Here is a 24,730-nt window from a genome sequence, read left to right on the forward strand (position 1 = left end):
AGCCGATCGGCCGCGGCCTGAGGGCTCCTGCCGGCAGGGCGTGCCGGCCCGGACCCCGGCCACCGGTGTGCCCGCCGCCACCAGCGTGCAGCGTGTCCGCGTGACCAGCGTGCGGAGTGCCCGCCGCCGGCGTGCAGCGTGTCCGCCGCCGGCGCCGGCGGGCACGACCGGTTGGCGGCGGCGTCACCCCTGGCGCGGCTAGAGGATGAACGTCGCGATCATCTGCCCGAGCAACCGCACGTCGGCGTGCCCCTTGAACTCCAGCCGCACCTGACCCAGGCCGCTGAACCACAGGTCGAGCTCGGCGTCCATGTCGAACGTGCCCGCCGTCTCGATCGAGAACGCCTGCACCCGGCTGTAGGGCAGCGACGTGAAGTCCTTCTTGCGGCCGGTCATGCCCTGGACGTTCACCGCGATCACGCGCTTGTTGGTGAACACCACGAAGTCCCGGACCGTCTTGAAGCTCGACACGATCTGCTCGCCCTGGATCAGGATCGGCGACACCTGCGACGCGATGTCCTCCGGCCGGCACGGCGCCAGCTTGAAGACGGACTGCTTCTCGAAGTCGATCACGACTTCGACGGTACCGGCTACCGGGGCCACCCCGCCGGGTTCGAGCACGATTCCCGGGAGATCCCCGACCCCGTACCGGGGAAGTCCCCGAACCGGTCCGCGTGCGCGTGGGCGAAGAAGTAGCAGAACGCCTCGCACTCGGCGTCCACCACCGCCACCCGGGGATCGCGGGCCACGGCTTCGTAGAACTCCTGGCCGAGCGCCAAGACGAAGCCGCGCGCGTACAGGAAGCCGTCGTCCGAGCCGTCGGTGACCGCCTGGACGTCCGCCCGGTCGATGTCGTACAGCTTGCGCTCGACGACCCGGTCCAGCGCGGTCAGCTCCTCGGCGGACAGCCCCTCGCACGCCCGCGCCAACGCCCGCAGCACGCCTTCGAGGTGCTCTTCCAGCTCGGCGGCCTCCTCGAAGGCCTCCTCGGACACGTCGCGCTTGGCCAACGCGCGGCGCACCTCGTTCGGGCCGGGACCGAGACCGGCCCAGGCGTCTTCCAGCATCGCCCAGAAACGGGCCTCGTCAGCGGCGGTGGGGAGAGTCATGCGGCGACGCTAGCGAGGGGGTCCGACAATTCCGGTCCCGGCGAGGTCAGCCGGCGCGCTCGAAGCTGTCGATCGCGCCGCCCCAGGAGGGCCCCTCCCATGTGACGACGAGCGCCGAGCCGTCCGGCTTGAGCTCCAGCGTCCCGCGCTTGCGGTCCTCGTTCGGCGTGGTGCAGTCCAGGGTGAGGGCCGGCTTGGCCGAGTCGGCGTCGGCGATCGTGCCGGGGCAGGCCAGCTCACCGGTGGTCCGCGCGGTCGTGCCGGTGATGGTGAGGGTGGCGATCGGGCTGTCGTTGATCGGCTCCCACGTGCCGGTCAGACCCTCGGCCTCCGGCTCCTCCGCCGCCTCCGACGTGGCCGCGGTGGTGGTGGTCGTCGCCGGGGACGCGTTCTGCCCGCCGTCGTCACCGCCGCAGCCGGACAACACCCCCGCGGACAGCCCGAGAACCGCGGCGGTCAGTGCCAAGCGCATGGAAGGGTCCCTCCTCGTTGATCTTCCCGAGAACGCGGACCATCCCAGCACAACACCCCCGGATCGGGGCGATCGCCCCCGGGGCGCGCGGGAGGCCGCACGCCCCGGACGCGGTCACACCCGGCCGATCACCCCGTCCCCGTAGGACGCGAGCGTCTTGTCCTTGTCGTCGTGCATCAGGTACAGCGCGAAGTTGTCCACGCCGACCTCCTTCAGCTCCTGCAACCGGTCCACGTGCGCCGACGCCGGCCCGAGCAGGCAGAACCGGTCCACGATCGAGTCCGGCACGAAGTCCGCCGACCGGTTGCCCGCCTTGCCGTGGTGGGCGTAGTCGTAGCCCTCGCGGTCCTTGATGTAGTCGGTCAACGCCGCGGGCACCGCGCCCGAGTCGCCGTACCGCGCGACCAGGTCGGCCACGTGGTTGCCGACCATCCCGCCGAACCAGCGCAGCTGGTCGCGCTGGTGCGGCAGGTCCGTCCCGACGTACGCGGGCGCGGCCACGCACATCGTGATCGCCGACGGGTCGCGGCCCGCGGCCACGGCCGCTTCGCGCACCGTCCCGATCGTCCACCGCGCGATGTCCACGTCCGCGGTCTGGAGGATGAACCCGTCGGCCTGCTCGCCGACCATCCGCAACGCGCGCGGCCCGTAGGCGGCCATCCACATCTCCAGCCTGCCGTCGCGCACCCACGGGATGCGCACCGGCGTGCCGTGGTGCTCGGCCTCCCGGCCCTCGGCCAGGTCCTTGATCACGGTCATGGCCCGGCCGAGCGTGGCCAGCGACGCGGGCCGCTGCCCGATCACCCGGCGCGCCGAGTCGCCGCGCCCGATGCCGCACACCGTGCGGTTGCCGAACATGTCGTTCAACGTCGCGAACAGCGACGCCGTCACCGACCAGTCCCGCGTGCTCGGGTTGGTCACCATCGGGCCGACGACCAGCTCCTTCGTCGCCGCCAGCACCTGCGAGTAGATGACGAACGGCTCCTGCCACAGCACGACCGAGTCGAACGTCCAGCCGTAGCGGAAGCCGTTGTCCTCGGCGGCCTTGAGCCCGGCCACCACGTCCCGCGCGGGCGGGTCGGTCTGGAGCACCACCCCGAAGTCCACGTGCCCCCCTACACCAGGTACTGGTTCAGCTCGCGGGACAGGAACTTCCCGTGCCCGGCCGCGCCGTGGAAACCGCCGGCGTCCACGACCACCCGGCCGCGGGAGAGCACCGTGTCGACCTTGCCGGTGATCTCCATGCCCTCGTACGCCGAGTAGTCGACGTTCATGTGGTGCGTGGCGGCGGAGATGACCTGCTGCGCCGACGGGTCGTACACCACGACGTCGGCGTCCGCGCCGGGCGCGATGACACCCTTGCGGGGGTGCAGGCCGAACATCCGCGCCGGCGTGGTGGAGCAGATCTCCACCCACCGCTCGAGGCTGATCTCGCCCTTGACCACGCCCTGGTGCAGCAGGTCCATCCGGTGCTCGACGCCCGGCATCCCGTTGGGGATCTTGGAGAAGTCGCCGCGCCCGAGCTCCTTCTGGTCCTTGAAGCAGAACGGGCAGTGGTCGGTCGACACCACCGACAGGTCGTTGGTGCGCAGGCCGCGCCACAGCTCCGACTGGTGCTCCTTGGGCCGCAGCGGGGGAGAGGCGACGTACTTCGAGCCCTCGAAGTCCGGTTTGGCCAGGTCCTCCAGCGACAGGTACAGGTACTGCGGGCACGTCTCGGCGAACACGTTCTGCCCGGTGTCGCGCGCCTTCGTCACCGCGTCCAGCGCCTGCGCGGCGGACAGGTGCACGATGTAGAGCGGCGAGCCGGTGACCTTGGCCAGCGTGATGGCGCGCGAGGTGGCCTCGCCCTCCAGCTCGGCGGGCCTGGTCAGGCCGTGCTCGACCGGGTCCGTGCGGCCCTGCGCGAGCGCTTGCGCGACCAGCTGGTCGATCGCGATGCCGTTCTCCGCGTGCATCATGATCGTCGCGCCGGTCTCGCGGGCCTTCTGCATGGCGCGCAGGATCTCGCCGTCGGTGGCGTAGAAGACGCCGGGGTAGGCCATGAACATCTTGAACGTGTTCACGCCCGCGTCGATGCAGGACTCCATCTCCTTCAACGACGTGTCGGTGACGTCGGAGACGATCATGTGGAACCCGTAGTCGACCGCGCACCGGCCGTCCGCCTTGGCGTGCCACTTGTCCAGGGTGGACAGCAGCGAGGAGCCCTTGGGCTGCACGGCGAAGTCGATGATCGTGGTGGTGCCGCCCCACGCCGCCGCGATCGTGCCGGTCTCGAACGTGTCGGCGGAGAACGTGCCGCCGAACGGCATCTCCATGTGGGTGTGCCCGTCGATGCCGCCGGGGATCACGTACTTGCCCGTGGCGTCGACGGTCTCGTCCGCCCGCGCGGGGAAGCCGGGCGCGAGCAGCGCGGCGATCTTCTCGCCGTCCACCAGCACGTCGGCCTCGAACGCGCCGGTGGCGTTCACCACCGTGCCGCCCTTGATGAGGATGCTCACGGCCGCACCAGCCCTTCGTAGGTGTCGGGGCGGCGGTCGCGGTAGAACGCCCACAGGTTCCGGACCTCGGCCAGCAGGTCCATGTCCAGGTCGCGCACCACGACCTCCTCCTCGGTGTCGGAGGCCGCCTCGCCCACGAGCTGCCCCCGTGGGTCGGCGAAGTACGACTGGCCGTAGAAGTCGTTGTCGCCCAGCGGTTCCACGCCGACGCGGTTGATCGTGCCGACGTAGTACTCGTTGGCCACGGCCGCCGCGGGCTGCTCCAGCCGCCACAGGTACTCGGACAGGCCGCGGCTGGTCGCCGACGGGTTGAACACGATCCGGGCGCCGTTCAGCCCGAGCTCCCGCCAGCCCTCCGGGAAGTGCCGCTCGTAGCAGATGTAGACGCCGACCTTGCCCACCGCGGTGTCGAACACCGGGTAGCCGAGGTTGCCCGGCTTGAAGTAGAACTTCTCCCAGAACCCCTTGACCTGCGGGATGTGGTTCTTGCGGTGCTTGCCGAGGTACGTGCCGTCCGCGTCGATCACCGCGGCGGTGTTGTAGTAGATCCCCGGCTGCTCCTCCTCGTACATCGGCACGACGAGCACGACGCCGAGCTGCCCCGCCAGCTCGCACATCAGGTCGGTGGTCGGGCCGTCGGGGATGCCCTCGGTGTAGGAGTAGTAGTCCGCGTCCTGCACCTGGCAGAAGTACGGCCCGTAGAACAATTCCTGCAGGCACACCACCTGCGCGCCCTGCGACGCGGCGGAGCGCACCGCCTCGACCGCGTTCGCGATCATCGACTCCTTGTCGCCGGTCCACTTCTGCTGCACCAGACCAGCACGGATGATGTTGCTCACGCGTTCTCCCTCCGTGGCGCCAGCACCAGGTAGGCGAGCATGCCGCCGACCAGGCCGACGACCCAGTTGTAGTCGTAGAGCGGTTTGAGGAACGGGATCAGGCCGTCGACCGGGAACGGCCCGCCGTGCGCGCCGCCGACCGCCAGCACCGAGCCGATCGCCGTGGCCACCACCGCGCGCCAGTTCCAGCCCGCCTTGAACCAGTACGCGCCCCGCCCGGCCAGGTACAGGTCCGGCAGCTCCAGCCGCGTCTTCGCCAGCACCCAGTAGCCGGCCACGAACACGCCCGCCACCGACGCCAGCAGGCCGCCGTAGAAGCCGAGCCAGGTGAAGATGTAGATGCTCGGGTCGGAGATCAGCCGCCACGGCTGGATCGCGATGCCGATCACGCCGGTGATCAGGCCGCCGACCGCGAAGGTGATCTTCTTCGGGAACGCGTTGGAGAAGTCGTAGGACGGGCTCACCACGTTCGCCGCGAGGTTCGCCGAGACCGTCGCCAGCACCAGCGCCACCAACGCCACCAGCACCACCGCGGTGCTGTCGAACCGGCTCGCCAGCTCCGCCGGGTCCCAGATCGCCTCGCCGTACAGCGCCATCGCGCCCGAGGTGGTCAGGATGGCCACGATCGCGATGAACGACATCGTGGTCGGCAGGCCGAGGACCTGGCCGAGCACCTGCTTGCGCTGGCTGCCGCCGAACCGGGTGAAGTCCGGCATGTTCAGCGACAGCGTCGACCAGAACGCGATCATGGCCATCAGCGACGGGAAGAACACCTTCCAGAAGTCGACGCCCCAGCCGAGCTTGGACGGCTCCGACAGGATCGGGCCGAACCCGCCCGCCTTCACCGCCACGTAGCCGAGCAGGATCAGGAAACCCACGCTGACCAGCGGCGCGGTCCAGTTCTCGAACCGGCGGATCGCCTCCATGCCGCGCCAGATGATCAGCATCTGCAGCACCCAGAACGCCAGGAAGCACAGCCACAGCGTCCACACCTGGCCCAGCACGACCGGCGCGTGCACCCACCCCTCGCCCGCCAACCGGCCCACGATGACGTGCAGCGCCTTGCCGCCGACCCAGGTCTGGATGCCGAACCACGCGCACGCGATGAACGCGCGCAGCAACGCCACCAGGTTCGCGCCGCGGATGCCGTAGAACGCGCGGGCGAACACCGGGAACGGGATGCCGTACTTCGTGCCCGCGTGGCTGTTGAGCAGCATCGGGACCAGCACGATCAGGTTGCCCAGGGTGATGGTCAGGAACGCCTGCACCCAGTCCATCCCCAGCGCCACCAGCGACGCGGCCAGCGTGTAGCTGGGGATGTTGTGCGCCATGCCCATCCACAGCGCGAAGAAGTTGTAGGTGGACCAGGTGCGCCGCTCCAGCGGCACCGGCGCCAGGTCGGAGTTGTAGTGCGGGCTGTCCGCGATCGCGGAATGATCACGCAGCTCGACGCGGCCGTCGGGATCGGCTGTGACCTGGGTTGCGGAGTCAAGGGCCATCGGTCACTTCCCTGTTACGCTCGTGAAACACCCTTCGTGCGGGCGGTTCGGCGCGATTTCCATCCCGGCATCCTCCGGTCGGCCCGCGCGCGTGGGCAGTGGCAAAGTGTCCACGCTTGCCATGATCAGGGCACACTCTGTCCATTGCCACTCAAGCCGCTGGTCCGGGCCGGTGCGCGTGGTCCCGGCCGGCCCTCGACTGGCGGGTGAGCGGTGTCCTAACGTCCGTTGGATGAAGCTCGAACTGCGGCACCTGCGGGTCGTCTGCGCGATCGCGGACGCGGGCAGCCTGTCGAAGGCGTCCTCCCTCTTAGGCCTGGCGCAACCCGCCCTCACGGCCCAACTGCACCGGATCGAAGGTCTGCTCGGCGGCAAGCTGTTCGAGCGCGACCACAAGGGCGCCCGGCCGACCGTGCTCGGCGAACTCGTGCTGGAGCGGGCGCGCGTGCTGCTGCCCGCGTTCTCCCGGTTGCAGGAGGACGCGACGCGCCTGCTGGACGACACCGCGCCCGGCGACCGGTACCGGGTCGGCGCGGTGAACGGCCCGATGCTCGGCGGGCTGGTGCACCGGCTCACCGAGGCGCACCCCGGCGCGCACGTCTCCACGCAGGTGTCGTGGTCCGGGCGGGAGCTCTCCGCCATGGTCGCCGCGGGCCGGCTGGACTACGTGCTGGTCGGCGTGTGCGGGGACGCGCCGCCGCCGTCGGAGCACGGGCTGACGTGGCACGTGATCGCGGTCGACCCGGTGTTCGTGCTGATGCCCGAGGACCACCCGTTCACCGTGCTGGGCGAGGTGGAGCTGGGTGCGCTGAAGGACACGCAGTGGGCCGTGACGCCGGGTGACGGCTGCTTCGGCGACTGCTTCGTGGCCGCGTGCAGCCGGGCCGGCTTCACCCCGCGCACCATGTACGAGGTCGACATCAACAGCTGCATCGACCTGGCCTCCTCCGGCGACGCGGTCGCGCTGTGCCAGCCCACGTTCCGCCGCACGCCGGGCCTGGTCGCGATGCCGCTGGCGGGCGCGCCGCTGCGGTGGCGGCACCTGATCGGCTGGGACCCGGAAGGGCCGGCCGCCGCGTTCGGCCCGCAGGTGCTCCGCTACGCCGCCGAGGCCTACCGGGAGACCGCCGAGCGCAACCCGCGCTACGCGGGCTGGTTGCCGGCGCACCCGGAGTACGGCGCGGTGCCGCCTCAGGCGTTGGTCTGACCTCGCCCGGCCCGGGTTCGGGGCGCTCGCCCTGGACATCGGACCGGGACTTCGTGCTCGGGCAAGGCGGCCATCACCGCGTCTTATGACCTAAGTGGTATTACCGCGAACGGATCGGCGGACCTACTTTCACGGGGAATCCCTGCCCTCCTTCGAGGAGAATTCCCCATGTCAGCACTGTTGAGACCGATCGCGCTCGCCGCGGCGCTCGTCGCGGCGGGGATCCTGACCCCCGCCGCCGCGCAGGCGGCGCCCGCGGGCCAAGAGGCCGAGGTCCTGGCCGCCATCCAGCGCGACCTCGGCCTGGACGCCGACCAGGCGCGCGCCCGGCTGGCCGCCGACGAGCGCTCCGCCGACACCGCGCGCGGCCTGCGCAAGCGGCTGGACGGCCGGTTCGGCGGCGCGTGGGTCGACTCGTCCGGCACGCTCACCGTCGGCGTGACCCGCGCGTCCGACGTGGACCAGGGCGGCGTGCGGACGAAGCTCGTCCAGCGCAGCGAGGCCGACCTGGACGCGGTGAAGTCCGCACTGGACGCGAACGTGGCGCGCGCGCCGAAGTCCGTGCCCGGCTGGTACGTCGACCTGCCCACCAACACCGTCGTGGTCAAGTCGCACCCCGGCGGCCTCGCCGCCGCACGGGCGTTCGTCGCGTCGTCCGGTGTCGCGGCGTCGGCCGTCCGGTACGCCGCCACCACCGAGGCCCCGCGCCCGCTGATCGACGTGATCGGCGGCAACGCCTACAACATCGGCAGCGGCACCCGCTGCTCGGTCGGCTTCTCCGTGAACGGCGGGTTCGTCACCGCCGGGCACTGCGGCTCCACGGGCGCGTCGACGTCCAACCCGAGCGGCACGTTCCGCGGGTCGAGCTTCCCCGGCAACGACTACGCCTGGGTGCAGGTCGCCGCGGGCAACACCCCGCGCGGCCTGGTCAACAACTACTCCGGCGGCACGGTGTCGGTCGCGGGCTCGCAGGACGCGCCGGTCGGCTCGACCGTGTGCCGCTCCGGGTCGACCACGGGCTGGCACTGCGGCACCATCCAGGCCCGCAACTCGTCGGTGACCTACCCGCAGGGCACGGTGACCGGCCTGATCCAGACCACGGTGTGCGCGGAGCCGGGTGACTCGGGCGGCTCGCTGCTGGCCGGCACGCAGGCTCAGGGCGTCACGTCCGGCGGCTCGGGCAACTGCCGCACCGGCGGCACGACCTACTTCCAGCCGGTCAACGAGATCCTCCAGGTCTACGGCCTGACCCTGGTCACCGGTGGCGGCGGCGACCCCGACCCGCCGACGGGCTGCCAGAACTCGGAGACCACCTACAACGGCTCCCTCGGCGCGGGCGGTCAGGCGTACCAGCCGAACAACAGCTACTACCAGTCCACGGTGTCGGGGGCGCACGTCGGCTGCCTGGCTGGCCCGGGCGGCGCCGACTTCGACCTCTACCTGGAGAAGTGGAACGGCAGTTCCTGGGCGGTCGTGGCCAAGGGCGACAGCCCCGCCGCGAGCGAGACGGTCAACTACAACGGCACACCCGGCTACTACCGCTACCGCGTGCACGCGTACAGCGGCTCGGGCAGCTACACGCTCGGGGTCACGAACCCCTAGCCCGGGGGGAAGAAGCCGCCGCGGGACCGTGTCGCCCTTACGTCTCCCCGACACGGTCCCGCGCGGCCACGATCCGCCAACGGGGGCGGGCGGCCCCGCGGTTCCGGTACCCCGACCCCGGACCCGCGGGGCTCTCACCACCGCCCGCGCACCGCATCGGCCTCGGGGTGGCCGATCCCGGTGAACAGCTCCCACGACTCCCGCCAGGCGCGACGGGCGTCGTCGTGCCGCCCGAGCGCGGCGTGCGAGTCGCCGAGACGGCACAGCGTGTACGCCCGCGACCAGCGGTCACCGAAGTCGCGGTGGCACTCGAGAGCCTCCTCGAACCGCGCCACGGCACCCTCGAAGTCGCCGATGCGGTGGTGGATGCGCCCCAGCCCTTCGGTGGCGTCCGCGTAGCTGATCCGGTCGCCGGAGCCGGCCATCATGTCGATCACCTGGTGGAAGCGGTCGCGCGCTTCGTCGAGGTCGCCCACGCCGACGAGCGCGCGGCCGAGCTGGATGCGGGCGTTGACCCGGCGCGCGCGGTGACCGGTGGCATCGGCGATGGCGACCGCCCGCTGGGCGTGGGAGTGCGCGTCCTCGACCGCGCCGCGGCGCTCGTGCGCCAGGCTGATCGCCTCGTGGGCATGTGCTCGACTGGTGTCCCCGGCGGGGATCGCCAACGCCCGGTTCAGGACCTCGACCGCCTCCAGGTACCGCCCGCTGAGCGTGTACACCCGGCCGAGCACGCACAGCACCAGCGCCTCGATCCCGCGGTCGCCCAAGGCGCGGGCCGCCGCCAACGCGTCGAGCTGGGTGGCCTCCCAGTCGCGCCACCTGCCGCTGCGCCCGAAGTACGACGACAAGGCCCACGGCAGCCGCCACGTGTGACCGGTGAAGCCCTCGCGGACGGCGAGGTCCACCGCCGCCAGGAGGTTGCCGTGCTCGGCGGTGAACCAGTCCCACGCCGAGCCGAGGTCCGGCACCTCGGGCAGGACGACGCCGGGCCGGGCGGGTTCGAGGGGGATGGGGTCGCGGTGGGGGTAGAGCTGCCGTTCACCGGCGAAACCGGCGTGCAGGTAGCAGTCGAGCATCCGGGTCACCGCCGCGTGCGTCTCCTCCGTCGTCTCCTCTTCCGCCGCCCGCTCCGCGGCGTACTCGCGCAGCAGGTCGTGGTGGCGGTACCGGGCCGGCTGAGCGCACCTCCAGCAGGGCCGCACCGGTCAGCTCGCCCAGCAGGCGTCGCGTCCGCGGCGCGGGCAGGCCCACCAGGCTCGCCGCCGCGGGCACCCCGACGTCCGCGCCGGGGTGCAGGCCCAAGAGGCGGAACAACCTCGCCGCGTCCTCGGACAACGTGCGGTAGGACCAGTCGAAGACCGCCCGGATGTCCAAACCGTCCCCGGTGGACAACTCGGCGATCTCGGTCACCAACTCGCCGACGCCCAGGTGCGGCTCGGTCGTCGCCCGGCTGCCCGCGATGGCCAACGCGATCGGCAGCCGCGCGCAGCGCTCGACCAGCTCGTCGACCGCCCGGCGTTCCGCCCGCGCCCGGTCCGCGCCCAGGTAGGTCGAGAGCAGCTCACGGGCCTCCACCCCGGACAGGAAGTCGAGCACCAGCGGCTTGGCCTGCTCACGTGCCACCAGACCGGCGAGGCGATTGCGACTGGTCACCAGCACGACGCAGGTGGGGCTGCCCGGCAGGAGCGGCCGGACCTGGTCGGGGTCGCGCGCGTTGTCGAGCAGGATCAGCATGCGCCTGCCCTCGACGTGGCTCCGGTAGAGCGCGACCTGCGCCGCCAGGTCCACCGGGATGCGCTCTTCGGGCACCTGGAACGCGTCGAGGAAGCCGCGCACCGCGGTGGCCGGGTCGATCGGGCCGCGCGGGTCGAAGCCCCGCAGGTCCACGTACAGCTGACCATCGGGGAACCGGTCGCGTTCCCGGTGCGCCCAGTGCACCGCCAACGTCGTCTTCCCGATGCCGGCGGTGCCGCCGATCGACGTGATCAGCAGGGTGGACTGGCGATCGACCTGCGCGGACAGGAAGTCGAGGGCGTCCGCACGTCCGACGAAGTGCGGCACGGCCGGCGGCAGTTGGTTGATAGGGGCGGGTGGTGCGGGGTGGACGTGCACGCCGCCGTGGATGGCGCCGGCTTGCAGGACCGGACCGTGCACCGGTCCGACCACCCCGTTGTGTAACTCGTCCACGCAGCCAGTGTGCCTCGATCGGGTGGGGTGTGGACACGGAGCGTCAGTCACCTGATCGAGCGGTCAAGGGTGGGGGTGGTTCCGGTCGATGCGGAGTAGGTCAACTTGCAGGTCCCCAACCAGGTTAGGAAAACCGTGTCCGGATACCGCACGCGCGGACTCCTGCGTGCCGCCGCCCTGCTCGCCGTTGGTACGTCCCCGCTCCTCGCCTCCGCCGCCTCCGCCGCCTCCGCGGCGGAGGGGCCCACCGAGATCGTCGACGGCACGATCGGCAAGATCGGCAACGCCCCCGAGATCGGCCTCGACGCGACCAGGCCCGTCACCGACCTGCTCAGCGGTCAGGCCGTGAAGCTGCCCGTGCCGCTGCCCGGCGGCACGTCGGACGTCACGGCGCCCAAGGTGGCCGCACCGGCCGCGCTGAAGGCACCCGAGGCGCCCGGGCTGCCGTTCGTGGGCGACGTCCTCGCGCCGCAGGCCCGCGCCCTGCCCGAACTGCCGGAACTGCCCTTGAAGCCGGCGATCTCCGGCCCGGCCGAGACGCCCGACCTGGCCGGCGAGCTCGGCAAGCTGCCGGTCCCGCTGGGCTGAGTCGCTTCAGGTGGGCGGGCGGGGTAGCTGAGGATCCCGCTCGCCCATCTCCTGCACCAACAGCGCCACGTACAGCGAGAGCACGGACTCCGGGTCCTCCAGGGACACCCCGAGCACCTGCTCGATCCGGCTCAGCTGCTGGTAGTACGCCGTGCGCGACAGGTGCGCGGCCGCCGCCGCGGCGGACTTGTTGCCGCCGTGCTCGCAGAAGCACCGCAGCAGCTCCACCAACCGGGTGCCCTGGTTGGCGTCGCGCGACAGCAGCGTCCCCAGCTCACGGTCCGCGAACGCGACCACCCGCTCGTCCTCCCGCAGCAGGTGCAGCAACCCGCGCAGCCGCACGTCGTCCAGCCGGTGGTAGAGCCTGGTCCCCGGCGACCGCAGCGCCGCACCCGCCACGTGCGCCGCCTCGCCCAACGACCGCCGCACGTCCGGCACCGCGGTCACGGTCGTGCCGACGGCCACCACCACCGGCAACGCGTGCTGCGTCGCCGCCGCCCGCCGGTGCACCTCCCGCGCCAACCGCCGCAGCACGCCGTCCAACCCCGCCTGCGGCGGCAACGACAGCAACGCCCGCACGCTCGTGTCGTCCACGACGCCGACCAGCGCGGGCACGGTCACCCGCCGCGCCGCCAACGCCGTCGCCTCGGCCAGGTCCCGCAGCACCTCCTGCGACGCCAACGCCTGCGCGGGCGCGCTCGCCGTCCCCGGCCGGATCGCCACGCCGACGAGCTGCCGCCGTTCCAGCGGCACGCCGAGCGCCGCCGCCCGCGTCGGCAGGTCGTGCGGCGGCTGCCCGAGCAGCTGCGTGAGCAGCGTCCGGTGCGTCTGCCGTTCCAACGACTCCCGGTCCCGCGCCACCAGCCGGTGCACGGCCAACGCCGACGCGGCCCGTTCGGCCACCACGACGTGCCGGTGCGGCGGCTGCTCGGGCGTCAGCAGCACCAGCCGGCCCCAGTCCGCGCCACGTGCGCCGACCACCGTCACCAACCACCCGGCCTGCTCGTGGTAGGCGGTCCGCTCGGACACGGCCACCGCGCGTGAGCGCTGGCCCCAGTCGGCCAGCAGCGCGGTCGGGTCCTGACCGGCCGCGTCGTAGGCCAGCACCTCGTGCCCCAACGTCTCCAGCACCACCGGCAGCCCGGCCGTCCGGGCCACCTCCCGCAGCACCTCGGCGGGCTCGGCGCCTGCCACGGTCAACGCGGTGAACGCCTCGTGCACCTGCTCGGCCGCCCGCAGCTCGGTCAGCTGCGCGTCCACGATCAGCGACACCACGGCCTCGGTCACCGACACGAACCGGGTCTCCCGCGCCAACGTGACCAGCGGCAGCTCGTGCTGCTCGGCGGCGGCGACCAGCGCGCCCGGCACCTCGTCGCTCCACCGCCGCACCAGCTCGACGACCAGCCCGGACGCGCCGACCGACGCGAGGTCGGCGACGTAGCGGCGCAGCCCGTCCGGGTCGTCGGGCAACGCGATGCCGGTGGTCAGCACCAGCTCGCCGCCGCGCAGCAGGTGCGCGATGTCGGCCACCTCGGCGACGTGCACCCACCGCACCCGGCGGCCCATCCCGGCCGCGCCCGCGACCACGGCGGGCTCGCCGCGCCGGACCACGGGCAGGGCCAGCGCTTCGGCAACCGTGGGGTACATGGACACAACGTAATCCGCCGGGCCGGAAAGCGGTACAGGTTGTCCATGGCGGCCCTCCGCGCCGCCGACCACACTCCACGGGAGGGACCTACGACCGGAGGACGCGATGGGACACGAGGAGCTGCTCGCCCGGCACCGCGCGGTGATGCCCGACTGGATGGCCCTCTACTACAAGCGCCCGATCGAGCTGGCGAGCGCGAGCGGACGCCGCGTCACCGACCGCGAAGGGCGCACCTACCTGGACTTCTTCGCCGGCATCCTGACCAACGCGGTCGGCTACGACGTCGCCGAGATCTCCGACGCGATCCGGTCCCAGCTCGCGACCGGCGTGCTGCACAGCTCCACGCTCTACCTGATCCGCTCGCAGGTCGAGCTGGCCGAGAAGATCGCCGAGCTGTCCGGCATCCCGGACGCCAAGGTGTTCTTCACCAACTCCGGCACCGAGGCCAACGAGACGGCGCTCATGCTGGCCACCCAGTTCCGCCGCAGCGACCAGGTCCTCGCGCTGCGCAACTCCTACCACGGCCGCGCGTTCGCCACGGTCGCGATCACCGGCAACCGGGGCTGGTCGGCGTCCTCGCTCAGCCCGGTGAAGGTCAGCTGGGTGCACGGCGGCTACCGGTTCCGCAGCCCGTTCAAGGACCTCTCCGACGCCGACTACGTCAAGGCGTGCGTCGCGGACCTGCGCGAGGTGATCGAGACGACCACCGCGGGCGACGTGGCGTGCATGATCGCCGAGCCGATCCAGGGCGTCGGCGGGTTCTCCTCGCCGCCGGACGGGTTGTTCGGCGCGTTCAAGGAGGTGCTGGACGAGTACGGCATCCTCTTCGTCTCCGACGAGGTGCAGACCGGTTGGGGCCGCACCGGGGAGCACTTCTGGGGCATCCGGTCGCACGGCGTGACGCCCGACGCGATGACGTTCGCCAAGGGCCTCGGCAACGGCCTCGCGATCGGCGGCGTGGTCGCGCGCGGCGACCTGATGGACTGCCTGACGGCCAACTCGCTGTCCACGTTCGGCGGCAACCCGATCGCCACGACGGGGGCCCTGGCCACGCTGAACTACCTGCTCGACCACGACCTGCAGGCCAACGCCGCCAAGCTCGGCGAACGGCTGATCGACGGGTTGCGCGACATCGCGGCGGACCGGCCCTCGGTCGGCGACGTGCGCGGCAAGGGTTTGATGATCGGCATCGAGCTGGTGGGCCCGGACGGCGCGCCGGACGCGGCGCGGGCGGTCGCCGTGCTGGAGGGCACGCGGGAACGCGGCCTGCTGGTGGGCAAGGGCGGCCTGTACGGCAACGTCATCCGCCTCGCGCCGCCGATGAGCTTGACCGAGGACGAGGTCGAGGAAGCGCTCGGCATCCTGGAGGACGTGCTGTGAACACGAGCAGGGTCTCGCACTGGATCGGCGGCAAGCCTTGGAACGGCGAGAGCGCGCGCTCCGGTGACGTGTTCGACCCCGCGACCGGGCAGGTGGCGAGCCGGGTCGACTTCGCCGACGAGTCCACCGTGGACGCGGCGGTGGCTGCGGCGCGCGAGGCGTTCGGTTTGTGGCGCAGCGCGTCGCTGACGCAGCGGTCGAACGTGATGTTCGCGTTCCGCGAGCTGCTGAACGCGCGCAAGGGCGAGCTGGCCGCGATCGTCACCGCCGAGCACGGCAAGGTGCTGTCCGACGCGGCGGGGGAGGTGCAGCGCGCGCTGGAGGCCGTGGAGTTCGCGTGCGGCATCCCGCACCTGCTCAAGGGCGGGTTCAGCGAGAACGCGTCCACCCGGGTCGACGTGTACTCGATCCAGCAGCCGCTGGGCGTGGTCGGCGTGATCTCGCCGTTCAACTTCCCGGCCATGGTGCCGCTGTGGTTCGTGCCCAACGCCATCGCGTGCGGCAACGCCGTGGTGCTCAAGCCGTCGGAGAAGGACCCCTCGGCGGCGAACTTCATCGCGGAGCTGTTCGCCGAGGCCGGATTGCCCGACGGCGTGCTGAACGTCGTGCACGGTGACAAGGTCGCCGTGGACCGGCTCCTGGAGCACCCGGACGTGAAGGCGGTGTCGTTCGTGGGGTCGACACCGATCGCGCGCTACGTCTACGAGACCGGCACGCGGCACGGCAAGCGCGTGCAGGCGCTGGGCGGCGCGAAGAACCACATGGTCGTGCTGCCGGACGCGGACCTGGACCTGGCAGCGGACGCGGCGGTGTCGGCGGGCTTCGGCTCGGCGGGCGAGCGGTGCATGGCGATCTCGGTCGTGGTCGCGGTGGACCCGGTCGGCGACGAGCTGGTGGCCAAGGTCGTGGACCGGATGGAGAAGCTGCACGTCGGCGACGGCCGCCGGCCCGGCTGCGAGATGGGACCGCTGGTCACGGGCGCGCACCGCGATCGCGTGCTGTCCTATGTAGACAACGGACAGGCCGAAGGGGCGTCGTTGGTGGTGGACGGCCGGCAGCACGCGATCGACGGCGCCGCCGAGGGGTTCTGGCTCGGGCCGACGCTGTTCGACCACGTCGGCACGGACACGGCGCTCTACCGGGACGAGATCTTCGGGCCGGTGCTGTCGGTGCTGCGGGTGGCGACGTACGACGACGCGCTGGACGTGGTCAACGCCAACCCGTACGGCAACGGCACGGCGATCTTCACCAACGACGGCGGCGCGGCGCGGCGGTTCCAGAACGAGGTCGAGGTCGGCATGGTGGGCGTGAACGTGCCCATCCCGGTGCCGGTCGCGTACTACTCGTTCGGCGGGTGGAAGGACTCGCTGTTCGGCGACTCGCACGCGTACGGGCCCGAGGGCGTGCACTTCTTCACCCGCACCAAGGTCGTCACCGGCCGGTGGCTCGACCCGTCGCACGGCGGGGTGAACCTCGGCTTCCCCCAGAACACGTGAGGGCGCTGGTGGAGCGGTTCTACGCCGACGCGTGGAACCGCTGGGACGACTCGGTGGTCGACGGGCTGCTGGCCCCGGACTTCACGTTCCGGGGCTCGCTCGGCGACACCGTGCGCGGGCGGTCCGGCTGGCGGGCGTACCGCGACCGGGTGCGCGCCGCCGTGCCGGACTTCCACAACGAGGTCACCGCGCTCGTGGTCGAGGGCGACGCCGCCGCGGCACGCCTGCGCTACACCGGGCACCACCGCGGGGTGCTGCTCGGCGTGCCCGGGACCGGCGCGCTCGTCGACTACAGCGGCGCCGCCTTCTTCACCGCGCGCGGCGGGTTGCTGGCGGACGCCTGGGTGCTGGGCGACCTCGACGCGTTGCGCGCCCAGCTCACCTCTGCGCCGCCAACGCCTGGGGGAGCGGGTCGTACCGGCTGAACCGGCGGGTGTAGGTGCCGGTGCCCGAGGTCAGCGAGCGCAGTTCCACCGCGTACCGGAGCAGCTCGGTGGCGGGCACCTCGGCGCGGATCACCGTGTACCCCGGGCTCTCCGCCTCCGTGCCGAGCACCCGGCCGCGTCGGCTCGACAGGTCTCCCAGCACGGTGCCGAGGTGGTCGTCGGGCAGTCGCACGGTCACCTCGTCGACGGGTTCGAGCAGGCACGTCTTGCCGTTCGCGGCGGCCTCCTTCAACGCCAGCGCGCCGGCGGTCTGGAACGCGGCGTCCGACGAGTCGACCGAGTGCGCCTTGCCGTCCACCAGCGTGACGCGGACGTCCACCACGGGGTGGCCGCCCGACAGGCCGCGTTCGAGCTGGGCCCGCACGCCCTTCTCGACGCTCGGGATGAACTGGTTGGGCACCGCGCCGCCGACGATCTTGTCCACGAACTCGAAGCCGGACCCGCGCGGCAGGGGGTCGACCACGATGTCGCACACCGCGTACTGGCCGTGCCCACCGGACTGCTTCACGTGCCGCCCGTGGCCCTTGGCCTGGCTCGCGAACGTCTCCCGCAACGCCACCCGCACCGGCTCGGTGTCGACCTCCGCGCCGCCTGCGCGCAACCGCGCCAGCACGACGTCCGCGTGCGCCTCGCCCATGCACCACAGCACCAGCTGGTGGGTCTCGGCGTTGCGCTCCAGCCGCAGCGTGGGGTCGCCCGCGACCAGCTTGCCCAGGTTGCGCGCCAGGTTGTCCTCGTCGCTGCGGCTGCGCGGGACGACGGCCACCGGCAGCAGCGGTTCCGGCATCTCCCACGGCGCCACCAGCAGCGGCTTCTCCGGAGCCGACACCGTGTCGCCGGTCTCGGCGGAGCCGAGCTTGGTCAACGCGCACAGGTCGCCCGCCACGCAGTACGGCACCTCGCGCAGGTTCGCGCCCAGCGGCGAGTAGACGTGCGCCACGCGTTCGTCCACGTCGTGGTCCTCGTGACCGCGGTCGGCCATGCCGTGACCCGACACGTGCACCGGGCGTTCGGGGCGCAGCGTTCCGGAGAACACGCGCACCAGCGACACCCGGCCCACGTACGAGTCGACCGCCGTGCGCACGACCTCGGCCACCAGCGGGCCGTTCGGGTCGGCGGCCAGGCGCGGCTGCGGGATGCCGTCCACGCCGGTGACCTGGGGCAGCGGGTGCTCCAGGGGAGAGGGGAACGCGCGGGCGATGCCGTCGAGCACCTCCGGCAGGCCGAGACCGGTCAACGCGCACACCGGCATCACGGGGTGGAACGAGCCGCGCGCGACCGCCGTCTCCAGGTCCGCGACGAGCGTCGCCTGGTCGATCTCCTCGCCGCCGAGGTAGCGGTCCATCAGGGTCTCGTCCTCGCTCTCCGCGATGATCCCCTCGATGAGCGCGTTGCGCTCCTCCTCGAAGCGGGGGTCGTCGGTGGTGAGCAGGTTGACCAGCCCGTCGCCGTCGGGCAGGTACAGCGGCACGACGCCCGCGCCGAACGCCGCCTGGCACGCGGCGATCTCGCCCGGCACGTCGGCGCGCTGGTGGTCGGTGCGGGCGACCACGACCGCCCGCGGCATGCCGACCATCGCGCACTCCTCCCAGAGCGCGACCGTGGCCGGGTCGACGCCTTCCGCCGCGCTGACCACGAACAGCGCCGCGTCGGCCGCGCGCAGGCCGGCGCGCAACTCGCCGACGAAGTCCGCGTAGCCGGGCGTGTCGATGAGGTTGATCTTGATGTCGCCGTGCTGGACCGGGGCGACCGCGAGACCGACCGACCGCTGCTGGCGCACCGCGGCGGGGTCGTGGTCGCACACCGTGTTGCCCTCGGTGACCGATCCTGGTCGGGTCAGCACGCCGGTGCTGGCGAGCAGGGCCTCGGCGAGCGTCGTCTTGCCGGAACCGGACGGGCCGACCAGCACGACGTTGCGGACCTTGGCCGGGTCGTCCACAGCGACCGCGCCTGCCGAGTGGCCGTTGTCGGAGTGTTTGCTGCCCATTGGGACCACCCTCCACAAGTATTTAGTGTTCGATCTCACACCCGTGGGGCGCGGGGGACAACCCCAAGCGGCCACACCCAACCCGGCAGGAGGAATCCGGACGGAGGCCGCGCCCACCTCAGCCGCACGTCGCCGCGTCGTCGACCGGCCCGCCGCCAAGCCGGCGGGTGGCGTGCACCACTACCTGCGAAGGAAGTGGAAGTGGCCTGCCGAGAACGTGCCTGATTGGCATGCTTCGGCGGTCCACGTCGGCCGTACCATGGTGGTGTTCGCCCCCTACTTCGAGAAAGGCTGGTCGTGACCACTTCACCCGACGCCGGCACCCAGGTCACCGGCACTTCCCGCGTCAAGCGGGGCATGGCGGAGATGCTCAAGGGCGGCGTGATCATGGACGTGGTCAACGCCGAGCAGGCCAAGATCGCCGAGGACGCCGGCGCCGTCGCCGTCATGGCGTTGGAGCGGGTGCCCGCCGACATCCGCGCGCAGGGCGGCGTGTCCCGGATGAGCGACCCGGACATGATCGACGGCATCATCGCCGCGGTGTCGATCCCGGTCATGGCCAAGGCCCGCATCGGTCACTTCGTCGAGGCGCAGGTGCTGCAGTCCCTCGGCGTGGACTACATCGACGAGTCCGAGGTGCTGACCCCGGCCGACTACGCCAACCACATCGACAAGTGGCAGTTCACCGTGCCGTTCGTGTGCGGTGCGACGAACCTGGGCGAGGCGTTGCGCCGCATCACCGAGGGTGCGGCGATGATCCGCTCCAAGGGCGAGGCCGGCACCGGTGACGTCTCCAACGCCACCACGCACATGCGCAAGATCCGCGCGGAGATCCTGCGGTTGCAGAACCTGCCCGCGGACGAGCTGTACGTCGCGGCGAAGGAGCTCCAGGCACCGTACGAGCTGGTCCGCGAGGTCGCCGAGGCGGGCAAGCTGCCGGTCGTCCTGTTCACCGCGGGCGGCATCGCCACGCCGGCCGACGCGGCGATGATGATGCAGCTCGGCGCGGAGGGCGTGTTCGTCGGTTCGGGCATCTTCAAGTCCGGCAACCCGGCGCAGCGCGCGGAGGCGATCGTGAAGGCGACGACGTTCCACGACGACCCGGACGTGATCGCGAAGGTCTCGCGCGGCCTCGGCGAGGCGATGGTCGGCATCAACGTGGACGACATCCCGGAACCCCACCGCCTGGCCGAACGCGGCTGGTAATCCAGGACGTGACGAGCGGCCCGCCGGACTTCCCGGCGGGCCGCTTCTGCGTCAGGAGATTGAGCACCTCTCCGGTGATCAGTTCGGGGGCGGCGAGTTCGCTGGTCAGGACGCGGTGGCGGAGCGGTTGGACGGGCTCGGCGCCGATCAGTGCTTCGATCAGGGCCGAGGCGTCGATCACGATCGTCGCCACAGGTGCTTGAACAGTTCGTCGTGGTGGGCGTCCTGCTCGGCCCGGCAAGCGGCCAGGACGGCGACGGCGTTCGTGGGCTCGCCGCGGAACAGGTCGAGGTCCGCCATGACGTCCGACATGGTGGGGCCCCCGGTGAACTCGGCCTGGCGGTGCGCGACCTGCGCGCGTAGGCCGAAGGCGTGGTTGTCGGACACGTGATCCAGGTTAGTCCTGGGCATCGACATTCGCGTGCACCTCCCGTGGTGTCATGCGAGGTCTATCGGCTGGTCGACCGCCCGGCCTGATCGCTCGAACGTGCGTTCTAGACGTGCTCCGAGACCAGGAGGGCGGTCGTGCCCCTTTCGAGTGCTTGGGCCGTGTGCGGGACGTCGCCGGGGTACAGCAGGTAGTCGCCGGGACCCAGTTCGACCGGCTCCTCCCGCGGGCCGGCGAGCATGCGGCCGGTGCTGACGATCACGTGTTCCACGGTTCCCGGCATGTGCGGCTCGGACTCGCGGGCCGGGCCCGGTTCCAGTTGGAGCATGTAGATGTCACGCCGGGCGCCCGGTGGGCACGACGCCAGCAGGGTCGCGGTGTAGTGGGCGCGTTCCGAGTAGATCGCCGGACCCTCGCCCGCGCGGATCACCCGGATGCGCGGCGTCGGCGGGTCGACCAGGCGCGAGAACGGCACGCCGAGCGCGACGCCGAGCGCCCACAGGGTCTCCACGCTGGGATTCCCGCTCGCCGACTCCAGCTGGGACAACGTGGACTTCGCGATGCCCGCCCGCTTGGCCAGCTCGCTCAACGACAGCCCGACGCGCTCGCGCTCACGGCGCAGCGAGGCGGCGATGACGTCGAGCGGAGCCCCTGTGTTCGACATGACAGTCCAATCGTTCGGCTTGACGAACGCCTTGTCACTGTTCATCGTAAAAGACGATGCGTTCGACATGGCGAACCCTTGATGCCGAGCTGCTGCGTGACGTCGCCGCGGTAGCCGCCGGCGCCGCGGTCAGCGGCGCCTCGTTCGGCGCGATCTCCACCGGCGCGGGCCTGCCCTGGTGGCTGCCCGTGGTGATGTCGCTGCTCGTCTTCGCGGGCGGCTCGCAGTTCATGGCGGTCGGGGTGGTCGCCGCCGGTGGCAGCCCGGCCGCCGCCGTGCTCGCGGGCCTCCTGCTCAACATCCGCCACCTGCCGTTCGGTCTGGCGGTCGGCGACGTGCTGGGCAAGGGCCTGCTGCCACGGCTCGTCGGCAGCCACCTGCTGATCGACGAGACGACCGCGTTCGCACTGGCCCAGAGCGACCCGCGCAAGGCCAAGGCCGCCTACTGGTCGTGCGGCGTCGCGCTGTTCATCGCCTGGAACGTCGCCGTGGTCGCGGGCGCGCTGGTCGGCCGGAACATCGGCGACCCGGCCGCGTTCGGGCTGGACGCCGCGTTCCCCGCCGCCCTGCTCGCGCTCCTGCTGCCCGCGCTCAAGGACAAGGCCACCCGGCACGCCGCTCTGCTCGGCGCTGCCATCGCCCTGGCCACCACGCCGTTCCTGCCCGCCGGCGTGCCGGTGCTGTTCGCCCTGGGCGGCCTGCTGATCACCGCACGACAGGAGGTCAAGCCGTGACGCTGACCGCGGTCCTCGTGCTCGCCGTGGGCACCTACGCGTTCCGCCTGGCCGGGCCGCTGCTGCGCGACCGCCTCACGCTGTCCGACCGGGTCAAGCTGCTGATGTCCACCTCGGCCACCGTGCTGCTGTTCGCCCTGGTCGCCACGGCCACGCTCACCAAGGGCCAGGGCTTCGCGGGCCTCGCCCTGCCGATCGGCGTCCTGGTCGCCGGTGTCGCGGCGTGGCGCAAAGCGCCGTTCGTCGTCGTGGTCGTGCTGGCCGCCGTGACGACCGCCGGCCTGCGCTTCGTCGGCGTGTCCTAGAGGTATTCGCGCAACCGCCCGGCGAGCCGGTGGCGGTCCTGGGTCGCGCCGAAGTCCGGCTCCGCGCCGCCCGTCCGGCCGGCCAGCACGTCGTCGACGAACTGCGCCACCTCGTCCGGCGGCGGCACGAGCGGCAGGCCGAGGTGCGCCACGACCACCGGCTTCTCGGTCGGATCGGTCTCCACCGCGATCGACCAGCCGCGCTGCTCGTTCCACAGCAGCATCAGGTCGGGTCCCGGCCCCTCCAGGCCGAGGTACGCGGTGGCGGTGTCACTGACCTCGAACTCGGTGCCCTCGGGTGGCACGCCGATCTCCTCGGCCACCGCTTGCACGTACCGGGCCAGTCCGAGGCTGATCAGCGCACTGTCGTCCATGTCCTCATTCTGGACCTCTCCGCGCGCTCCCGGCCGCTCACCCGGCGATCGGGGCCGTGAGCCACGTCTCCGGGATGCCGAACGCGTCCACCAGGCCGCGCGCGTGCGGCCGCAACCGGCCGCACAACTCGTTCACCGCCTGGGACACCGCCTTCGCCCGCTGCGGCGTGAGCCTGCCGTGCTCCAGGAACCACGCCCGGTCCGCCTCGATCGTGCTCAACGCGTACAGGTCGCACACCTGGTCCAGCAACGCCGTGGCCTCCGGATCGCGGCACCGGTCCACCGCCGCCACGAACGCCTCCAGCACCACCCGGTCCACGTGGGCGCGCGCGGCGTGCAGCACGTGGTCCTGCGCGGCGTTGAACACGTCGAACGCGTCGTCCCGCGACGCGCGCCGCAACCTCCGCGCCAACCCCTCCAGCACGTGCTTCTCGCGGTCCTCGAACTGCCGCACCTGCCACCCCCGGTCCAGCAACGCGTCCGAGCTGCCCGACACCAACCGGTCGATGATCGCCCGCGCCGCCGTCCGCTCGATCACCACACCGACCGCCTGGTCCGCCACGAACCGCGCCATGCCCCACGGGTCCAGGTCGCCGACGTGATCGCGATAGCTGGTCAGCAACCCCTTCGCGACCAACTGCAGCAGCACCGTGTTGTCGCCCTCGAACGTCGTGAACACGTCGGTGTCCGCCTTCAACCCGGCGATCAGGTTCTCCGACAGGTACCCGGCCCCGCCGCACGCCTCCCGACACGTCTGGATCGTCTCCGTGGCGTGCCAGGTGGCCACCGCCTTCAACCCCGCCGCCCGCGACTCCAACTCCCGCTGCTGCCGGTCGTCGGCCACGTCGTGCAGCGCCGACACCAGCTCCTCCTGCGCGAAGTGCAACGCGTACGACGTCGCCAACGCGGGCAGCAACCGCCGCTGGTGCGCGAGGTAGTCGAGCACCACGACTTCCTCACCCGTGTCGGGCCGCGTGAACTGCCGCCGCGCCTCGCCGTACCGGACGGCCAACGCCAACGCCTTCTTCGTCGCGCTGCCCGCACCACCGGCCACGCTGATCCGCCCCCGGACCAACGTCCCGAGCATGGTGAAGAACCGCCTGCCCTCACCCTCGACCGGGCTGGAGTACGTGCCGTCCGGCGCGACGTCCCCGTACCGGTTGAGCAGGTTCTCCCGGGGCACCCGCACCCGCTCGAACCACAACCGCCCGTTGTCCACGCCGTTCAGCCCGGCCTTCGGCCCGCAGTCCTCGATCCGCACGCCCGGCATCGGCGCGCCGTGCTCGTCCCGGATCGGCACGAGCACCGCGTGCACGCCGTGCGTCACACCACCCGTCACCAACTGCGCGAACACCACCGCCATCCGCCCGTCACGCGCCGCGTTGCCGATGTAGTCCTTGCGCGCCGACGGGTCCGGCGTGTCGACGACGAACTCCTCGGTGTCCGGGTCGTACGTCGCCGTGGTGCGCAAGTGCTGCACGTCCGACCCGTGCCCCGTCTCGGTCATCGCGAAGCAACCGGGCAACTCCAACGCCATGATCGCCCGCAAGTACCGCTCGTGGTGCTCCTCCGTCCCCAACGCCTGCACCGCACCACCGAACAACCCCCACTGCACACCGGCCTTCACCATCAACGACAGATCCCCGAACCCCAGGACCTCGAACGCCACCACCGACCCACCGACATCGTCCTGCCCGCCGTACTCGGCCGGGAACCCGATCAACGGGTGCCCACCGCCGGCCAACACGTGCATCTGCTCCAACACCCAGGCCCGGTACTCCTCGCGCCCCAGCTCACCAGCCGGCTTCAACCCGCCGAGCAACTCCAACGACCTCCGCCGCAACACCCCCCAACGCCCATCCAGCAACTCCCGCAACGCCTCAACCCCACCCGCCGCAATCCCCATACCCCTTTGCTAACACACCTCCACCCCACCGGCCCGCCGACAACCTCGCCCCACCTCTCACCCGACCCGCCCCACCGTCCACCGCCACGCCCTTCCTCCAACAGAAGGGCTTCGTGTCATCCCGCCGACCTGGCTCCGCCCTACCGCGCGTGTCAAGGGGGCACCTTCCACCCCGACAGGAACGATGGGCTG

General features: G+C 71.8%; 24 protein-coding genes. 9 read left to right on the forward strand and 15 right to left on the reverse strand.

Annotated features, from left to right (window positions below; genetic code table 11):
• Positions 1-198: 198 nt before the first annotated feature.
• The 7 genes from AB0I91_RS32905 to AB0I91_RS32935 form a co-directional block, all read right to left on the reverse strand.
• A complete protein-coding gene (locus AB0I91_RS32905; RefSeq protein WP_053714859.1) occupies positions 199-573 on the reverse strand; it encodes a PH domain-containing protein in 375 nt (124 codons plus the stop codon).
• Positions 574-590: 17 nt separating this feature from the next.
• Positions 591-1,109 (reverse strand): DUF4240 domain-containing protein, encoded by a 519-nt coding sequence (locus AB0I91_RS32910; RefSeq protein ID WP_498778792.1) that lies wholly within the window; start codon positions 1,107-1,109, stop codon positions 591-593.
• A 46-nt stretch (positions 1,110-1,155) separates the two neighbouring features.
• Positions 1,156-1,581 (reverse strand): hypothetical protein, encoded by a 426-nt coding sequence (locus tag AB0I91_RS32915; RefSeq protein ID WP_498778791.1) that lies wholly within the window; start codon positions 1,579-1,581, stop codon positions 1,156-1,158.
• Between the two features lie 114 nt (positions 1,582-1,695).
• Positions 1,696-2,688: a TIGR03842 family LLM class F420-dependent oxidoreductase gene (locus AB0I91_RS32920; RefSeq protein ID WP_499613551.1), complete on the reverse strand. Its 993-nt coding sequence runs from the start codon at positions 2,686-2,688 to the stop codon at positions 1,696-1,698.
• 8 nt (positions 2,689-2,696) lie between these two features.
• Positions 2,697-4,082, reverse strand: coding sequence for a dihydropyrimidinase (hydA, locus tag AB0I91_RS32925; RefSeq protein ID WP_499640450.1), 1,386 nt, complete (start codon positions 4,080-4,082; stop codon positions 2,697-2,699).
• Positions 4,079-4,921, reverse strand: coding sequence for a nitrilase-related carbon-nitrogen hydrolase (locus AB0I91_RS32930; RefSeq protein ID WP_498778785.1), 843 nt, complete (start codon positions 4,919-4,921; stop codon positions 4,079-4,081). Before AB0I91_RS32930 ends, hydA begins: the two co-directional genes overlap by 4 nt.
• The gene (locus AB0I91_RS32935; RefSeq protein ID WP_499640452.1) at positions 4,918-6,420 is read right to left on the reverse strand and encodes an NCS1 family nucleobase:cation symporter-1; all 1,503 of its coding nucleotides are present in this window, start codon (positions 6,418-6,420) and stop codon (positions 4,918-4,920) included. Before AB0I91_RS32935 ends, AB0I91_RS32930 begins: the two co-directional genes overlap by 4 nt.
• Positions 6,421-6,652: 232 nt before the next feature.
• Between AB0I91_RS32935 and AB0I91_RS32940 the strand changes: the two genes are divergently transcribed.
• Both AB0I91_RS32940 and AB0I91_RS32945 read left to right on the forward strand, forming a co-directional pair.
• On the forward strand, positions 6,653-7,627 hold the full coding sequence (locus tag AB0I91_RS32940; RefSeq protein ID WP_498778781.1) for a LysR family transcriptional regulator: 975 nt from the start codon (positions 6,653-6,655) through the stop codon (positions 7,625-7,627).
• Between the two features lie 168 nt (positions 7,628-7,795).
• Positions 7,796-9,229 carry a S1 family peptidase gene (locus AB0I91_RS32945; protein WP_499640453.1) on the forward strand — a complete coding sequence of 478 codons (1,434 nt, stop codon included), beginning with the start codon at positions 7,796-7,798 and terminating at the stop codon, positions 9,227-9,229.
• A 134-nt stretch (positions 9,230-9,363) separates the two neighbouring features.
• Here AB0I91_RS32945 and AB0I91_RS32950 read toward each other — a convergent pair whose 3' ends face one another.
• On the reverse strand, positions 9,364-10,305 hold the full coding sequence (locus AB0I91_RS32950; protein WP_499640470.1) for a tetratricopeptide repeat protein: 942 nt from the start codon (positions 10,303-10,305) through the stop codon (positions 9,364-9,366).
• Complete coding sequence (locus tag AB0I91_RS32955; protein WP_499640455.1) at positions 10,268-11,416, reverse strand: hypothetical protein; 1,149 nt, start codon at positions 11,414-11,416, stop codon at positions 10,268-10,270. The genes AB0I91_RS32950 and AB0I91_RS32955 overlap by 38 nt, the downstream gene beginning before the upstream one ends.
• Positions 11,417-11,551: 135 nt before the next feature.
• Here AB0I91_RS32955 and AB0I91_RS32960 point away from each other — a divergent pair, with 135 nt between their 5' ends.
• Positions 11,552-12,004 (forward strand): hypothetical protein, encoded by a 453-nt coding sequence (locus AB0I91_RS32960; protein WP_499640456.1) that lies wholly within the window; start codon positions 11,552-11,554, stop codon positions 12,002-12,004.
• Between the two features lie 6 nt (positions 12,005-12,010).
• Here the strand turns inward: AB0I91_RS32960 and AB0I91_RS32965 are convergent, their stop codons facing one another.
• Entirely contained in the window at positions 12,011-13,651 is a 1,641-nt protein-coding gene (locus tag AB0I91_RS32965; protein WP_499640457.1) for a PucR family transcriptional regulator, read from the reverse strand.
• A gap of 106 nt (positions 13,652-13,757) precedes the next feature.
• On the opposite strand from AB0I91_RS32965, the gene AB0I91_RS32970 reads away from it, so the two are divergent.
• Genes AB0I91_RS32970 through AB0I91_RS32980 form a run of 3 tightly spaced genes read left to right on the forward strand, consistent with a single transcriptional unit; the run spans position 13,758 to position 16,953 of the window.
• Positions 13,758-15,032 carry an aspartate aminotransferase family protein gene (locus AB0I91_RS32970; protein WP_499640459.1) on the forward strand — a complete coding sequence of 425 codons (1,275 nt, stop codon included), beginning with the start codon at positions 13,758-13,760 and terminating at the stop codon, positions 15,030-15,032.
• Positions 15,029-16,528: a CoA-acylating methylmalonate-semialdehyde dehydrogenase gene (locus AB0I91_RS32975; RefSeq protein WP_498778770.1), complete on the forward strand. Its 1,500-nt coding sequence runs from the start codon at positions 15,029-15,031 to the stop codon at positions 16,526-16,528. The genes AB0I91_RS32970 and AB0I91_RS32975 overlap by 4 nt, the downstream gene beginning before the upstream one ends.
• Positions 16,525-16,953, forward strand: a complete 429-nt coding sequence (locus AB0I91_RS32980) for an ester cyclase (RefSeq protein WP_498778768.1) — start codon at positions 16,525-16,527, stop codon at positions 16,951-16,953. Before AB0I91_RS32975 ends, AB0I91_RS32980 begins: the two co-directional genes overlap by 4 nt.
• Here AB0I91_RS32980 and AB0I91_RS32985 read toward each other — a convergent pair.
• The gene (locus tag AB0I91_RS32985) at positions 16,907-18,961 is read right to left on the reverse strand and encodes an elongation factor G-like protein EF-G2 (RefSeq protein ID WP_499640461.1); all 2,055 of its coding nucleotides are present in this window, start codon (positions 18,959-18,961) and stop codon (positions 16,907-16,909) included. The genes AB0I91_RS32980 and AB0I91_RS32985 overlap by 47 nt on opposite strands.
• A 297-nt stretch (positions 18,962-19,258) precedes the next feature.
• Here AB0I91_RS32985 and pdxS point away from each other — a divergent pair, with 297 nt between their 5' ends.
• Entirely contained in the window at positions 19,259-20,167 is a 909-nt protein-coding gene (gene pdxS, locus AB0I91_RS32990) for a pyridoxal 5'-phosphate synthase lyase subunit PdxS (RefSeq protein ID WP_499640463.1), read from the forward strand.
• Between the two features lie 177 nt (positions 20,168-20,344).
• On the opposite strand, the gene AB0I91_RS32995 is transcribed toward pdxS, so the two are convergent.
• Both AB0I91_RS32995 and AB0I91_RS33000 read right to left on the reverse strand, forming a co-directional pair.
• Positions 20,345-20,554 (reverse strand): hypothetical protein, encoded by a 210-nt coding sequence (locus AB0I91_RS32995; RefSeq protein WP_499640465.1) that lies wholly within the window; start codon positions 20,552-20,554, stop codon positions 20,345-20,347.
• A gap of 107 nt (positions 20,555-20,661) precedes the next feature.
• The gene (locus AB0I91_RS33000) at positions 20,662-21,219 is read right to left on the reverse strand and encodes a helix-turn-helix domain-containing protein (protein ID WP_499613531.1); all 558 of its coding nucleotides are present in this window, start codon (positions 21,217-21,219) and stop codon (positions 20,662-20,664) included.
• 56 nt (positions 21,220-21,275) lie between these two features.
• On the opposite strand from AB0I91_RS33000, the gene AB0I91_RS33005 reads away from it, so the two are divergent.
• Positions 21,276-21,953 (forward strand): AzlC family ABC transporter permease, encoded by a 678-nt coding sequence (locus AB0I91_RS33005; protein WP_498778758.1) that lies wholly within the window; start codon positions 21,276-21,278, stop codon positions 21,951-21,953.
• Positions 21,950-22,258 carry an AzlD domain-containing protein gene (locus AB0I91_RS33010; protein ID WP_498778756.1) on the forward strand — a complete coding sequence of 103 codons (309 nt, stop codon included), beginning with the start codon at positions 21,950-21,952 and terminating at the stop codon, positions 22,256-22,258. The genes AB0I91_RS33005 and AB0I91_RS33010 overlap by 4 nt, the downstream gene beginning before the upstream one ends.
• Here the strand turns inward: AB0I91_RS33010 and AB0I91_RS33015 are convergent.
• Both AB0I91_RS33015 and AB0I91_RS33020 read right to left on the reverse strand, forming a co-directional pair.
• The gene (locus AB0I91_RS33015) at positions 22,255-22,632 is read right to left on the reverse strand and encodes a DUF6292 family protein (protein ID WP_499613529.1); all 378 of its coding nucleotides are present in this window, start codon (positions 22,630-22,632) and stop codon (positions 22,255-22,257) included. The two genes, AB0I91_RS33010 and AB0I91_RS33015, sit on opposite strands and share 4 nt — an antisense overlap.
• Before the next feature lie 37 nt (positions 22,633-22,669).
• Entirely contained in the window at positions 22,670-24,538 is a 1,869-nt protein-coding gene (locus AB0I91_RS33020) for an acyl-CoA dehydrogenase family protein (protein ID WP_499613527.1), read from the reverse strand.
• Positions 24,539-24,730 lie beyond the last annotated feature (192 nt).

Origin of the sequence: Actinosynnema sp. NPDC049800, assembly GCF_040656635.1 — a bacterium.
Taxonomy (GTDB): domain Bacteria; phylum Actinomycetota; class Actinomycetes; order Mycobacteriales; family Pseudonocardiaceae; genus Actinosynnema.

Excerpts from the sequence above, each read along its gene's own strand:
- AB0I91_RS32910 (WP_498778792.1), bottom strand. The coding sequence starts at position 1,109 with ATGACTCTCCCCACCGCCGCTGACGAGGCCCGTTTCTGGGCGATGCTG.
- AB0I91_RS32915 (WP_498778791.1), bottom strand. The coding sequence starts at position 1,581 with ATGCGCTTGGCACTGACCGCCGCGGTTCTCGGGCTGTCCGCGGGGGTG.
- AB0I91_RS32935 (WP_499640452.1), bottom strand. The coding sequence starts at position 6,420 with ATGGCCCTTGACTCCGCAACCCAGGTCACAGCCGATCCCGACGGCCGC.
- AB0I91_RS32940 (WP_498778781.1), top strand. The coding sequence starts at position 6,653 with ATGAAGCTCGAACTGCGGCACCTGCGGGTCGTCTGCGCGATCGCGGAC.
- AB0I91_RS32945 (WP_499640453.1), top strand. The coding sequence starts at position 7,796 with ATGTCAGCACTGTTGAGACCGATCGCGCTCGCCGCGGCGCTCGTCGCG.
- AB0I91_RS32950 (WP_499640470.1), bottom strand. The coding sequence starts at position 10,305 with ATGCTCGACTGCTACCTGCACGCCGGTTTCGCCGGTGAACGGCAGCTC.
- AB0I91_RS32965 (WP_499640457.1), bottom strand. The coding sequence starts at position 13,651 with ATGTACCCCACGGTTGCCGAAGCGCTGGCCCTGCCCGTGGTCCGGCGC.
- AB0I91_RS32970 (WP_499640459.1), top strand. The coding sequence starts at position 13,758 with ATGGGACACGAGGAGCTGCTCGCCCGGCACCGCGCGGTGATGCCCGAC.
- AB0I91_RS32985 (WP_499640461.1), bottom strand. The coding sequence starts at position 18,961 with ATGGGCAGCAAACACTCCGACAACGGCCACTCGGCAGGCGCGGTCGCT.
- AB0I91_RS33000 (WP_499613531.1), bottom strand. The coding sequence starts at position 21,219 with ATGTCGAACACAGGGGCTCCGCTCGACGTCATCGCCGCCTCGCTGCGC.
- AB0I91_RS33005 (WP_498778758.1), top strand. The coding sequence starts at position 21,276 with ATGCGTTCGACATGGCGAACCCTTGATGCCGAGCTGCTGCGTGACGTC.
- AB0I91_RS33015 (WP_499613529.1), bottom strand. The coding sequence starts at position 22,632 with ATGGACGACAGTGCGCTGATCAGCCTCGGACTGGCCCGGTACGTGCAA.
- AB0I91_RS33020 (WP_499613527.1), bottom strand. The coding sequence starts at position 24,538 with ATGGGGATTGCGGCGGGTGGGGTTGAGGCGTTGCGGGAGTTGCTGGAT.